We start from the raw sequence: 13,422 nt of genomic DNA, 5'->3' as shown, positions 1-13,422 counted from the left end.
CCCCCTTGAAAAAATCAAATCTTTAAATCTGAGATACGAAATGTTTGAGAGCTTCGGGACAGCTTCCAAAATGGAAGTGGATATAACTGGCCACGAGGTTGTTTTCCGCCAAGCCATAGGTCTCCACTCGTTGACCTTCGGCATCTTTGACTTCCAATCCCCAAAGCTTTCCGTTAGGAACTACACTATACCGGAATTCATGTCCTCTAGCGAGAGCTTTTTCGGGAAAAAGGAAATTTTGGCGGGGAAAACGCACTTCGCGATATCCAAGAGCCCGAAGGCCCTTAGTCATTCTAGCCACCCCCTTTATGGCGCCAACCATAGGGTAAACCTTTCCCTGAGTCTCAATGGCTTCTAGCAAGAACATAAACCCTCCACATTCAGCGAGAACCGGCAGACCTTCTTTGATTCTTTTGCGCAGATGTTCCAGCAATTCCTTTCTTTGGGAGAGGCTTTCCGCAAAGAGTTCAGGATAGCCTCCTCCAATGTAGAGAGCCTGGGCTTTCTCCGGAAAAGGATCTTTCAAAGGTGAAAAATAGATCAGATCTGCTCCGGCTTCCATTAAAAGATCGAGATTTTCCCGATAATAGAAGGCAAAGGCCCTATCTCGAGCCACAGCCATGTAAAATTTTTTCTTGAATGGATGATCCCCATGAAACCCCTCTTCAGGCTCCAAAGTATGGGATCTAATGTTTAAAATGGCCTCAACATCTATAAAGTTAGCCATTTTCTCCGCCAATTTTTCTAACCTTTCTCCAAAATCGAGTTCCTCAGCCTGAACCAATCCCAGGTGTCGGGAAGGAAGCTCTAAGATTTCATCTCTGGGAATAACCCCGATCACGGGAATCTCGACCTCGGAAAGGGCCCGGCGTAAAAACTTCTCATGTTTGGCAGAGCCCACTTGATTTAAAATGAGGCCTAAAAACTTGAGACTTTCATCAAACTCTATCAAGCCTCTGACAAGGGCAGCGGCGGTACCTGAAAAGCTTTTAGCCGGAAGCACCAGAACCACCGGAAGCCCTAACTCTTTAGCCACCTCCGCTGTGGAGGCCTTGGTTGTGCCTCCGAGGCCATCGAAAAGTCCCATTACGCCCTCAACTATCGCGAGATCCGCTTCCCGCATTCCTCGCCTGAAGCTTTGATGGAGGGCCTCGCCAGGGCAAAAGAAGGTGTCGAGGTTGTAACAGGGCCTTCCAGCGGCCTTTTCGAGATAGGCAGGATCTATATAGTCCGGTCCAATCTTGAAAGGAGCAACCTTTAATCCCCGTTTTTTCAGAAGCCTGATTAGAGCGCAGGTGATAATCGTCTTCCCTGATCCGCTCCAGGGAGCAGCTATTACAAGCCCACGATTTCCAGTCTGTAGCCTACGGAGAGCCAAGCCCTCTCTTCCCCTCCGATTTTCTCTCCCACTACTTCTACGGCATAAAAATAGCCATTTGTATAACCACGGGTATCAACAATCTTACACGAAACTCGATAGTTTCCATAATCCTTTTGCCAATCTGCGTGTTGGATAATATCTTCAGGAGAAGAATGGCTGGTAGCATTGGTGGTATCGGAAACATAGGCACTCCAGGTATTGGTTGAATGCTCGCACTTGAAAGAATTTATTATAGTGCAGTTTTTTAAGGCGGTTAAACATTCTAGGGTCCCACCCTTAGCGGCCTCCAGAGCCGAGGTATATCTTTTAGAAATTCCAGACATCCTTGTACCGTAGAAGATCAAATATGTTAGTCCCAAAAGCATTATAAGGGCAACCAAGCTTATTATGATGGTATTTATTAAAATAAACCCTTCTTTTTTATTCATAATTTAATATCCTCTAAATTGAAAGGTTTGACTTTTATTTCGATTAATTTCCATCTATAGTTTTTTGAAGGAATATTAATGTCATCGTAAGTACCATCAGGATAGTTGATCCTGATTATATCACTATCAAAAACTTCTTTGCGCTCTCTTTGCCCTTCTTGATATATTATATATATATCAATTTCCTTAACCTCTTCAAATACCTGAGTAGCAGACAAACTACTCAAATCTTTACTCCAAGCATCAATAATATTATCATTATTGGTGTCCCTGCCTACAATTACTTGAAACGATAAGACACAATCTAAAATAGGTTGCTCATTTACATCCCCATTACTATGCTGGATTTCTCCTCGATAAAGTTCATAGGTAGCTTGATAACATCTATAAGGAAGAGAAGAGGGTTTTTTCAAAAAATAATCTACTCTATTGAAAGGCATCCTTAGTGGGCTATCATTAATACCAAATAAATAATAAATTTCACTAATATTGCTTCCTGAAAAGTTATTACAAGAAAAGTTCCAGTTAATCAGAGATTTTTGATGATCCAGGGCTACACATCGATCGTTGGTAGAAAAATCTAACGTTCCAAGGGAAGTAATCCGCCAACCGGACCCGTCATAATAAGTATAAGCCCATTTTCGGCTAGTATTCTTATCCAAGTTAGCCGCGGAAGACCTTATCACTAAATAATCAGAGTTATTGCAGTAGTTACCTCCTAAGTCTATAGGTTTAGGCGTGCTGTTGGTAGAAGAATTAAAATAATCAGGAGAGCAGGTGGAACTACTGATAGCTTCTTCGTAGGTAAGATTTGAGATACTGATATCCCTTGGCATACCGAAGCCAGCCAGTTCGATATCCTTCCTAAGGAATTCTAGGGCCATAAGAACTTGAAAGTTTGTTTCTGCTATCTTCTCTTGCTGTTTTTTGGCTCTAAGAATAGCAAGGTAAGATTCATAAAGGGCACCTAAAGCCAAAAAGGAAATAACTAATGCTACTAAAATTTCTATCAATGTAAGACCTTTTATTTTGGATATGTTAATCATTTCTTTATTATAGTAGTTAAAGTATAATTATGTATTTGTCCTTTATAGGGGTATTCTACTGTGATTGCCACTTCATTTAAACCAGGAGATAGGGAAGAAAAATCGGGAGCATTAACTCTAAAATCCACGGAAAAATTTCTAATGTTTCTAGTAACAGTACTTGAACAATTCCTTCCATTTCTTAAAGATTGAGCACAACCTTGTGCAATCTTTACAGCTTCATTTCTTAGTAGATTCTTGATATTATGTGTGACATAGATGGACATTCCATGTAATAATCCAAGCAAAATTATAAGCATTATTAAAATGCTTACTAGTATTTCTATTAGCGAATAACCCTTACCTGAGTTCACAATTACTATTCCGCCACATTCCCATTTTGATTCTTGTATTACTCACTACAATACAAGAATTTTCTGGTAAATCATGTAGTTCTAATGGACTGATAGTACATGTATCTGTAGTAAAACCCTCTTTAGAGAAAGAAATGACCATTCTGGATGAATTATAACTCTCGCTCAGTTGGATGCGCTGGATTAAATTAAAGCCATTTTCAATATCGCCATCACTATCATTGTCACACCTTATCTCAAAAGAGGAGAAAGGTGAAGTGCTGTTGCCTAGGACTACTCCGCAAGTAGTTTTTCGAGTAAAGGCTAGATATCGGGCTTCTTGGAGGGACGAAAATAAGAGCTGGATATCTTTGGCGATTTTATGTTTTTTCACAATCCCCTTAACCCAGACTATACTGAATCCTGAAAGAAGAGCTATCAGTGCTATAACTACCATTAATTCAATAAGAGTAAGTCCTTGCCATCTTTTCATCTTTCAAACCAGTAAATGATATGTCCAACGGCGGACTGAAACGGTCGCAGAAACGGGGGATGACCATCAGGAGGCACTCCGATTTGCCACTCGGTGGCCTTACCCGCTTCTTGGGTAAAAGATTCGGTAGAAAGTTTGAATTCTTCGATATTACCTCGAGAAAGTTGTAAATAAATTGTACCACCATAGCTCTCTAAAGTATAACCAGGGCATGAAGTATCATTAAGAGCTCCTCCGATAGCACAATTCATAGCCCATACTCGGGTGCGTCCTCCATATCCACAAATATCAGCGGTAGGTTGAAAAGTAGTAAACAGAATAATATTCATGTCAGTTGTTGTAGGATCAGTGATCAGTCTCTCTTTGAAGTAAATATCGTCTTTAGGAGCTAAAGTTATACGCCAAGCTGGTACGCGATTGGCTGCAAGTAAATCGTTACAAGGATCATCAAAACCATGGGCTGGATTTATCATACAGCTACCCCCAGTTAAACAATCATCAATTGATACTCCGTAGAGCTTTTCAGTATCTTGAGTGTTTTGCCCGGGTTCATCGTCTTTAAAAAACCATCTTCCAGTGCCGAAGAAAATAAAGTGATGTCCAAAACATTCCATGTATTCAACCTTAGCTGTAACGGGTTCAATAGCAGAAGTAAAAATAGTTTGAAAATCCCATTCCGCAGGATTAACGCTATTAATTAGGACACCGGCTATATTACCCTGCCAAACTCCTCCTGCTCTTTGATTGATACCAAAAACTACCATGTCAGTATTGCCATCTTTATCGTAGTCAATACCATTGGAAAAAAGACGTCCTCCGAAAGCGTTATTGTAAGGGGCAAAAAAGCTGGTATCACCACCCGAACCATAGTCATCAGGAAATTTGTATACTCTTTCTACGGTAAAATCGTCTCTAAGTTTCAAAACGAAAGCCTTTAAATCTTGTCCAACATCCCCTTTATAGCTTGTGGGCCCAGAGAGAAACATTACGTAACGAGTGCCATTGTAGGTGATTACAGCTGGACCGGAATAGGTAAAGCCTAAGTCCGGATCTGCAAATTCCCATAAAAATTTAGGTCTCTCCGGATCAGTTACGTCCAAAGCAAAATAGGATGAAAGCCCCACACAATCATTAGAAGTTGGCGAATACCTACTTGGATTGTTACAAGTATCTTCGGGAGGATTAATACATCCTGTTCCAGTACAACCAGCGGCTCCTCCAAGCCTCATCCCTCCTATCAGAATGACTTTTTCTGGAATTTCATCCTTGTTGTCATCCACTTGAACAATATATGGTTGTAAATCGACATAATATAGATGACAATATTCTGGATCTGTTAAGTATCGCAAATAGGGAAGGGCATTCTTCGGTACAAAAGCCCAGAGTTCCTCCCCCAATTCATCGGTGCTACACGTCTCAGGGCTATTATTACAAAGCTTAACCACTTGATTGGCAGCCAAACCGTCAAAACGAGGTTGCCCTAGCCGGAAAGCATGAAGCATGCCGTCATTAGCGCCTACATAAACTACATTGTAGGCCTTACCGGAAGAAGTATTTTCACGATAGTATTGGACGACCTGGGGAGTAGAATAAATGATGTCTCCCAACTTCCAGACCTTACCGGTGTCGGTGGTACGGCTTCGGTAACCGGCTAAATCTACCCCGTAGACGTAATTCACAAGATCCGTAGCCCTGATCGGATTATCAATTACCTTTATGGTCTCGTCGGCGTCGTCTATCACCCTATCGCCGTCTTCATCTCCGAGTAAACCGGCCGTGGCGTTGGCCACATTTTTGAATTCAGATAAAGATACGGGCCTACTTGGCAGGAGACTACTCTGGTCGGCGGAAGTGTAGATGATACGCGTAGTGGCGTTGGAGGAGGCCAGCTTTTCCCCGGCCTCCCATACCGGATGGACCTCATCCAGCGAATTATAGGTAGTGGCCTTAGTAGTGGCGGTGCCGTTGCAGGCACTGTAATAGGCGTCGATCTGAAGATCTCCGGTATGGTTGTCTATCTTGAAATCCAAGATATAGTCCCCTCCCTCTTGGAGGGAAGGACTACAAACATCCAAAGCTCGATTCTGGATGGGCGTGTCTTCACGGATATTAGAAGTTGTAAAAGAGGTATAGAGCCAATAATCATAAAGATAGCCTATCCAGCTAAGATTTTGGCTGCCGAAGTATTTTTGGGGATAGAAGACGGCCTGGACTACGCTGGAACCCTTGAGGCCGCGGGCGGTAAGGACCGAGACCGAGGTTCCGGAGGCGGTCTTGGCCAGGATGCTTATTAAAAACTTCAAGAGGGAGCCTTTGATTTCCGAAGCTGTTTGTGCACTAAAGAAGGTGTCCGGCACCCCGTCTCCATCCTTGTCCCAGTCCTCCGAGGAAGGTGGAAGAGGTGTACAGAGACTTCCTTTGCTAATAATGGGACAATCTTCTACCGGCCAACAAGTATCCTGAGGGTAATTAGTTAGCCCATTTGGCCAATCTCCGTGGTTCAGGTCGAAGCTTCCATACATGGCCACGTTCTTGAGAGCTATCTCTCCCGCACTCCCCAGAAAGAGTCCCAGGGCGTAAACCTGTTGGACCCGAATATTGGTGCTACCCCCTGAAGCGGTAGTCAGGGTTCGCAGGACATCATGGTGCATCCGATAAGCCGGGACCACGGGATCAGCAGAATAGTTCTCATATCCGGAATCTATTCTGCAGGTCCACTCTCCCTCAGGCGTTCCGCCATAATTCCAGTGACCATCCGAGACCAGAATTATGAAGTTTTTGGCACAGGGAGCGGGTTGACAATTTGCCTTCTGGTAATCACAAAAGTATTGGGGGTCTTTATAAGTCCCAGGGGCTATATCAAAACCGTTTGCATAATCGTGAGCATTATTTTGAGCAAAATAATCGTAGGCCTCCCACATAGCTATCGCGGTTCCGGTGCCTCCCAAGGGGGAGATATAGTTGACAAATCTGATAAGGTGGGTGTAAGGATGATCGGGGTCGGCATCGCCCGGTTGACCTCTACCTGTATAAGGATAATCTCCGAGATAAACCTTTTCGGGACGAATTCTATCGGAATAAAAGAGGGCTCCGAAGCGAGGACGAACCGATTCTTTTTCCATTTGCTGGAGAATGCCCTGAATGCGACTTTTAGGGACCTTGACCTTCTGGCCAATGTAAGTTTCTAACATGCAGGTATCCCCGTTACAGGAGGAACTAAAAGCCGGATCGCATTCAGGACTATCTAAGAGACTGTCCACAGAAAAAAAGGAAAGGAAAAAATCATCGGTACATGATTCCGGAGTTCCACCCGTAATGGCCCATCGTAACAAATCTATCCTGGTCATAAACAGCCAATTGAGAAAGTTTCCGCTACAGACATTCCCTATCGAGAAAGAAAAAGAAAGATCGTCAAAATCGAAATCGAAACCAATATTAAAATCAAATGGACAGTTTTCTTCTGCGTCTCCAGCTTCTTCCCAAAATACTTCAGGAAACGAAAAAAAAGCGAGCTCGTGAACGAGTTTATACTTTTTATTCGGGTCGAAGTAGCCTTCGTATGTTTTATCGGGGTTATAGATCTCTCGGTAAGCCCGCCTGGTCATACTGCCGCTCACATCAAGTACAAACAGTATGTTAGGCGAAACGCCAGTGGTGAGAAAAGGAGGAAGAGCGCAATACTCGGCAGCCTCCACCACGCGGGGTAATTTCATTACCAAAAACAAAAATAAACTCAATAACATTAACCATGAAACCTCGAATTTTCTTCTCATGGTTATCTCCCAGGAGAGATAAAAATTCGATCGATCAAAGAAAGGGTATTGATATCACTACAATTCGTAGCAGAACTTTTGAAACACACGATACTTCCTTCTCGAATTCGGGATCTGAGGTCAGACGGTATCTTGAAGGTCTTCTCTCCCCGACAGGGCCCCCTAATCTTTAAGATCACTGATTGTTCCTGAACCTCTTTAACTTTTCCACAAATTAAAGTTTCCTCAATGGCATAAAGAGGCGGCCCCCAAAAGATTATCAAGAAAAAACTCAAAATATAGAAGGTAAAAAGCCTATTCATTTTCCCCCCTCTTTTTCTTAAAAGGATAATCTATTTTGCACTTCCAGGTCAAGCAAATCCTTCCCAGATCCTAGCTTAATCGTTTCGTCAGCGGGAAGCTTGTCTTTTTCGAAAAATTGAGGCATATTGTTCTTGCGATGAAACCTAGAGCCTTGGTACTTTTCGGATACGGTATAAACTGTGAGCTAGAGACAGCCCATACCCTAGCACTCGTCGGGGCTGAGCCGGAAATTGTTCATCTTTCCGAACTCATTTACGGCGAAAAAAGCCTTCGCGATTACCATCTTCTTTGTTTCCCTGGAGGCTTTCTCGATGGCGATCATTTGGGAGCGGCCCAGGCTGCGGCCCACCGACTGCGTCATGCCCGGATAAGAACTTCGGGCGAACGGTTAATGGATCACATTTTGGAGTTCATTCAGGCCGGAAAACTCATTATCGGTATCTGCAATGGTTTCCAGCTCTTAGTAAAACTAGGGCTGCTACCCGGTTTTGACGGCCACTACGGAGAAAGGCTGGTAAGTCTTACCTACAACGATTCCGGCCGCTTCGAGGATCGCTGGGTATGGCTCAAGGTGAATCAAGAGTCTCCCTGTGTGTTCACTCGGGGGCTCAAAAAACTCTATTTTCCTGTGCGTCATGGCGAAGGAAAGTTCATGGTGCAAAACGAAGAGGTCCTTAACAAGTTAGTAGCCCGCCAACAGATAGTTCTTCAATACATCCACCCCAGAACCGGGAAACCCACCGAAGAATATCCTTACAACCCTAATGGTTCCGTAATGGCCATAGCTGGGATATGCGATGCCACTGGAAGGATCTTTGGTCTTATGCCGCATCCTGAAGCCTTCAATCATACCACCAACCATCCTCGTTGGACCCGAGAAGAGGTCTCCGAAGATGAGCTTGGTCTGGTCATCTTTCGCAACGCCGTGGAGTACATTCAGGAAACCCTCCTTTCATGAGGGAAGAGGCCCCAGTCAAATCTTTTGCCCGTGTAATCCTCTCTTTAAGGCGTCGGATTCTGAGGGTCTTAATCCTTCTTTGCCTTACAAGCCTTGGCTTCTTGATGGTTGCTCCCCGTATACTTCTCTATCTCCAAAAGAGGTTGGGCCAGAATTTAGCCTTTTACGGGGTAGCCGAGCCCTGGCTAGCGGTCATAAAGGTAGCTGCTATCTCGGCTATCATCTTCGTATTCCCTTATATCCTATGGCTCCTATGGAAGGCCCTTTCCGGGGCCTTTGGACTTTCTAGAAAATTAGGTCTTCTCTTTATTTTAGTGGGGATGTTCCTCTTTTATGGAGGACTGGCCTTCTGTTTTTTTGTGACCCTCCCTTACGGCATGAAATTTCTGCTTTCGTTCCAAAGGGACGAGATTGTGCCCACCATTTCAGTAGGACATTTCGTAAACTTTGTAGGACTCTTTCTTTTAGCCTTTGGGCTGATCTTCGAGCTACCTCTTTTTATGATCCTAGCAGCCCGCATCGGGCTACTTGATCCCTATAAGGCTGGGAAATATCGAAGGCACGCCATCCTAGTAATTGCTATTTTGGCCGCCGTCCTTACTCCCACTCCGGATGTCTTTAATATGGCTCTCATGGCTGGCCCCCTTTACCTTTTATTCGAACTTGGCCTCTTAGGAGGCAAATTGGTAGTGAAGAAAAACGCTTAAAATTCCTTAGGGGCATAACCTGAAAGGGCCTCGGCTAAAGAGGCTGCTTTTTGCGGGGGCATGGCCGCAAGGATACGGGCCACTTGATCGCTTTTCATAGCCGAAAGGATCCTAACCGCCATCTCGGGATCCATATTAACCAACAATCCGGCAGCCTTCGAAGGTCGCATCTCAGAATAGGCCTTGACCAGAAGCTTAAACCTTTCGGTTTCGATGGTTCGGATCTTCTCCAGTTTTTCCTCTAAGGAGTTTTCAAGTTCAAGAAGGGCTGTAAGGCGCCTTTCAATCTGCTTTTCTAGAAGTTTGAGCCTCTTTTCCTGAAGTTCAATCTCTTTTCGCCTTTCTTCCAGCTTTTTCCGTTCTATCTTAAGGCCTTCAAATAGTTCGGGAGGGCAGGAAGTTTGGGATGAGGTCTTTTCTTCGGCCAGAGCCTCGGTAAAACCGGACTCAACTTTAAGTATCATAAATAAACCGGCCAGCGAGAACTTAAGGATTCCCACTATCAAAAGCAAACTCATAAGGCGGGAGAGCTTCATGATCTCCCCCCCCTCATAAGGGCTAAGTCATCCATTTCTTTAAAAAAATTCCTTTCTTCCTCGTGACGATATTTTCGCCGTAGTCTTTCATAGAGCCTTTCTACGACTCTCTTTTCTCGATGGGCCTTTTCCAGTTCCTTTCTAAGGTTTTCTACTTCTTCCTTGCGGGCCTGACATTTTTCTTCCGCCCGCCTCCTTTCATAGAAAGTGGCCTCAAGCCCCTGACCATAGAGAAACAAATCCTTTCCCGAAAGTTCCCTACCGCTCAACTCCGAAAAAAGGCTTTCTTGCAGCTCGGAAATCTGTTCCAGATCTCTGGTAGCGTTTTTGAGGGCTGAAAGGGCTAGGCCCAGCCTCTCTCGGGCCCGTTCTTCCCGGAGTTCTCTTATAGAGAGCAAGGTTTTCAAAATCCGAGGGGGACGCTTCACAGTCCGACCACCTCCTTTAAGGCCGTTAGGCTTTCTTCAAAGGAGGTCTTTTCGTCGACATCCTGCTGGAGGAATCTACGAATAGCCCCGATACGCTCTAGGGCCTGATCGATCTCGGGATTACTGCCCTTTACGTAAGCTCCGATGTTGATGAGATCTTCAGCTCTACGATAGGCGGCCAAGAGCTGAATCAATCTACGAGCGGCCTCTATATGATCTCGCTTGACGATGTCCTTCATAACTCGGCTTACGCTGGCCAAGACATCAATAGCCGGATAGTGCCCTTCGTGGGCTAGATCTCTAGAAAGGACTACATGTCCGTCAGCAATAGCCCGTACCGCATCTGCTACCGGTTCGTTAAAGTCGTCCCCTTCCACCAGCACGGTATAGATGCCAGTAATACTTCCGCCGTTGACCCTAGGTCCCACCCTCTCCAGGAGTCGGGGAAGTTGAGCAAAGACCGAAGGCGTGTAGCCCCTGGCCGTAGGTGGTTCACCTATAGAAAGGCCGATTTCACGAGCCGCCATGCAAAAGCGGGTAAGAGAATCCATGAGGAGCAGGACATCCAGGCCCTGATCTCGAAAATATTCCGCAATGGCGGTGGCGTAATAAGCGCCTCGGATGCGAAGGGGAGGAGGTTCGTCCGCAGTCGCCACCACGATCACTGAACGCTTGAGTCCTTCTTCACCCAGGTCTCGCTCAATGAATTCCCGTACCTCCCGTCCCCTTTCGCCGATAAGGGCAATTACATTGACATCCGCCTTTGTATGACGGGCCATCATGCCTAGAAGCGTACTCTTTCCAACCCCAGAGCCCGCCATAATAACCATCCGCTGACCTTTACCTAAACTCAGAAGCGCGTTTATGGCCCTTATCCCCACGTCAAGAGGCTCTTTAATACGTTCACGCTCGAAAGGCTTAAGGGGTTCGTTATACAAAGGATAGGTCTCGCGGACAAACGGCAAAGGCCGACCATCGATGGCCTCGCCCAGAGCATTCACCACCCGTCCGAGAAGTTCCTGACCAACCTTTGCGCCAGGGGCCTCACAAGCGTAAACTCGATCGCCGGGTTCAATTCCCAGAGGCTCTCCCAGAGGGGTAAGCAAAAGCCTGTCTTCCCGAAAGCCCGATACTTCAGCTAGAATCTCTTTATAGGACGTTTTAATCCGACATAAATCACCTACCTTCAGAGCCGGCCCCTCGGCTTCTATCACAAGCCCCACCACCTGCGTCACCCGTCCACAGGCCACAATGGGGCTTACACGTTCAAGGGCCTGACGGTACTTCTCTAATGAATTAACCCTCACTTGAAGAGGCCTCCTCAAGGGCCCTGAATATTTCTTCCCAGCGCCTCTCGACCGTAGCATCCACTAACCCAAAAGTGGTTTCCAATAAACAGCCTCCCAAAGAGACTCCAGGATCGGGTTTGATCTCTATTTTGGGGAAATTTTTTTCTGAAAGAGAGGCCAGATCTATTTTCTCAAGAATCTCAGCTTCTTTGGGATGCACTTTTATGACAATTTGTGCGCCCTCTACGACCTCTTTAAGGGCCTCTTTTATCACCCGGAGAATGAGCTCTTGATCTTCCTCTAAGGCCTTAAAAAGAAATTTTTCAGAGATCTTCTCCACAATGGCTAGTACTTCCTGATCCAGGTTGAGGATACTCTCGGAAAAGGTCTTTCTAAGTTTAGAAATCAGACCCTCTAAAGTTTTTAATTTTTCCTGGTATTCCTCTTCGAGTTTGGCTTTGGCCTCGGAGAGCTCTTTTTCCGCAAAAATTCGACCCTCAGCATATCCTTTCTCAAAACCTTCTGTGTGTCCCTTGTCAAAGCCTTCTTGATAGCCTTCTTGATAGCTCTCTTCATAAACCTGTCTCTTTAGTTTTTCTATTTCTTCATTTAATGAAGGCAAAGGCTCTTGACTCTCAGAAACCTCTTTATGATAAAAAAATTCCTTTAAGGCACTAAAAGTTTCACTTTCACGAAATTCGACCTTCAAAGCTTGGACCTGATGGCCCTTCAGAATCTTAGACAAACTCTTCCTCCCCGCGACCAAGGATAATTTTGCCTTCCTGCTCCAGCCTCTTGGCTACTTTGATGATATTTTGCTGGGCCTTTTCTACATCTGAGAGCCTTACAGGGCCCATGACCTCCAGGTCCTCTTTGAGTAGGTTAGCAGCTCGCTCACTCATGTTGCGGAAGAATTTCTCACGGACCTCTTCCGAGGCTCCCTTCAGGGCCAAACGGAGATCATCGGTGGAGATTTCCCGAAGGAGAGTCTGAATGGCCACGTCATCCACGGCCAGGAAGTCTTCAAAAGTGAATAGATATTTCCGTATCTCTTCGGCCAGGTTGGGGTTTTCTTCCTCAATGTCCGAAAGGATCTCGTCTTCAAGCTCGCGACCGGCATGCGAAATAATCTCCGCCGCTTTTTCGCTTCCCCCCAGTTTGCGGGCAAAGGTTCCTCCCACAGCCTGGAGTTCTTCCTCAAGGGCGTTACTTATTTCTTGAACGATGTCCGGGTCCACTTTATCAAGAAGGGCAATTCGTAAAAGGACTTCCGAACGAATCCTGTCCGGCAGGAATTGCAGGACTTGACCGGCCTGGTCAGGCTCAAGGTGCACCAGTACAATAGCGATAGTCTGAGGATGTTCATTGGTTAAAAAGTTGGCCACGGTCTTGGGGTCAAGCTTTTTAAGCTTTTTGAAGGTTTCGGGACCTAGTTCCTTTTTGATTTCTTCCCAGAGGGCCTTACCCTTTTCTCCATAAGCCTTGATCAAGCTTTTTTGCAAAAATTCTTCCGGGGAAACCGAGATATCGGCTATCAATTCTTTGGCCTCAAGATTGGCCTCCTCAAGTACCTTTTTGATGGCCTCTGTCGGCACATACTCCAGTTTGGCCATCTCGATGCCAATACGCTTGATGTCTTCCTCATCGAGATACTTATAAACTTCGGAGGTAAATTCTTCCCCCATCACCATAAGAAAGATGGCCGCCTTCTGAGGACCGGTTAGTTTATCCGGATCTATCTTGGCCAT

At 45.3% G+C, this 13,422-nt stretch carries 13 protein-coding genes; 2 read left to right on the top strand and 11 right to left on the bottom strand.

The features are described from left to right. Nucleotides 1-22: 22 nt before the first annotated feature. Genes TDIS_RS05840 through TDIS_RS05820 form a run of 6 tightly spaced genes read right to left on the bottom strand, consistent with a single transcriptional unit; the run spans nucleotide 23 to nucleotide 7,453 of the window. Nucleotides 23-1,378, bottom strand: coding sequence for a cobyrinic acid a,c-diamide synthase CobB (locus TDIS_RS05840; protein WP_068670294.1), 1,356 nt, complete (start codon nucleotides 1,376-1,378; stop codon nucleotides 23-25). Beyond that, the gene (locus tag TDIS_RS05835) at nucleotides 1,336-1,809 is read right to left on the bottom strand and encodes a hypothetical protein (RefSeq protein WP_068670293.1); all 474 of its coding nucleotides are present in this window, start codon (nucleotides 1,807-1,809) and stop codon (nucleotides 1,336-1,338) included. The genes TDIS_RS05840 and TDIS_RS05835 overlap by 43 nt, the downstream gene beginning before the upstream one ends. Further along, nucleotides 1,806-2,855, bottom strand: a complete 1,050-nt coding sequence (locus TDIS_RS05830; RefSeq protein WP_084270991.1) for a prepilin-type N-terminal cleavage/methylation domain-containing protein — start codon at nucleotides 2,853-2,855, stop codon at nucleotides 1,806-1,808. The genes TDIS_RS05835 and TDIS_RS05830 overlap by 4 nt, the downstream gene beginning before the upstream one ends. Then, on the bottom strand, nucleotides 2,852-3,208 hold the full coding sequence (locus TDIS_RS10845; RefSeq protein ID WP_161939484.1) for a prepilin-type N-terminal cleavage/methylation domain-containing protein: 357 nt from the start codon (nucleotides 3,206-3,208) through the stop codon (nucleotides 2,852-2,854). Before TDIS_RS10845 ends, TDIS_RS05830 begins: the two co-directional genes overlap by 4 nt. After that, nucleotides 3,195-3,680 carry a pilus assembly FimT family protein gene (locus tag TDIS_RS05825; protein ID WP_068670289.1) on the bottom strand — a complete coding sequence of 162 codons (486 nt, stop codon included), beginning with the start codon at nucleotides 3,678-3,680 and terminating at the stop codon, nucleotides 3,195-3,197. Before TDIS_RS05825 ends, TDIS_RS10845 begins: the two co-directional genes overlap by 14 nt. Beyond that, complete coding sequence (locus TDIS_RS05820; RefSeq protein WP_068670287.1) at nucleotides 3,677-7,453, bottom strand: pilus assembly protein; 3,777 nt, start codon at nucleotides 7,451-7,453, stop codon at nucleotides 3,677-3,679. The genes TDIS_RS05825 and TDIS_RS05820 overlap by 4 nt, the downstream gene beginning before the upstream one ends. Before the next feature lie 439 nt (nucleotides 7,454-7,892). On the opposite strand from TDIS_RS05820, the gene purQ reads away from it, so the two are divergent. Together purQ and tatC are read left to right on the top strand one after the other, a co-directional pair. Then, nucleotides 7,893-8,714, top strand: coding sequence for a phosphoribosylformylglycinamidine synthase I (gene purQ, locus TDIS_RS05810; protein WP_068670282.1), 822 nt, complete (start codon nucleotides 7,893-7,895; stop codon nucleotides 8,712-8,714). After that, nucleotides 8,711-9,421 carry a twin-arginine translocase subunit TatC gene (gene tatC, locus TDIS_RS05805; RefSeq protein ID WP_068670281.1) on the top strand — a complete coding sequence of 237 codons (711 nt, stop codon included), beginning with the start codon at nucleotides 8,711-8,713 and terminating at the stop codon, nucleotides 9,419-9,421. Before purQ ends, tatC begins: the two co-directional genes overlap by 4 nt. Here tatC and TDIS_RS05800 read toward each other — a convergent pair. Genes TDIS_RS05800 through fliG form a run of 5 tightly spaced genes read right to left on the bottom strand, consistent with a single transcriptional unit; the run spans nucleotide 9,418 to nucleotide 13,422 of the window. Further along, nucleotides 9,418-9,957, bottom strand: coding sequence for a MotE family protein (locus tag TDIS_RS05800; protein ID WP_068670280.1), 540 nt, complete (start codon nucleotides 9,955-9,957; stop codon nucleotides 9,418-9,420). The genes tatC and TDIS_RS05800 overlap by 4 nt on opposite strands. Next, entirely contained in the window at nucleotides 9,954-10,385 is a 432-nt protein-coding gene (gene fliJ / locus TDIS_RS05795; RefSeq protein WP_068670279.1) for a flagellar export protein FliJ, read from the bottom strand. Before fliJ ends, TDIS_RS05800 begins: the two co-directional genes overlap by 4 nt. Continuing rightward, a complete protein-coding gene (locus TDIS_RS05790; RefSeq protein ID WP_068670278.1) occupies nucleotides 10,382-11,692 on the bottom strand; it encodes a FliI/YscN family ATPase in 1,311 nt (436 codons plus the stop codon). The genes fliJ and TDIS_RS05790 overlap by 4 nt, the downstream gene beginning before the upstream one ends. After that, nucleotides 11,682-12,419, bottom strand: coding sequence for a FliH/SctL family protein (locus TDIS_RS05785; protein ID WP_068670277.1), 738 nt, complete (start codon nucleotides 12,417-12,419; stop codon nucleotides 11,682-11,684). Before TDIS_RS05785 ends, TDIS_RS05790 begins: the two co-directional genes overlap by 11 nt. Further along, entirely contained in the window at nucleotides 12,412-13,422 is a 1,011-nt protein-coding gene (fliG, locus tag TDIS_RS05780) for a flagellar motor switch protein FliG (protein ID WP_068670275.1), read from the bottom strand. The genes TDIS_RS05785 and fliG overlap by 8 nt, the downstream gene beginning before the upstream one ends.

Source organism: Thermosulfurimonas dismutans, from assembly GCF_001652585.1.
GTDB classification, from domain to species: domain Bacteria; phylum Desulfobacterota; class Thermodesulfobacteria; order Thermodesulfobacteriales; family Thermodesulfobacteriaceae; genus Thermosulfurimonas; species Thermosulfurimonas dismutans.
This window is presented reverse-complemented; position numbering and strand designations above follow the sequence as displayed.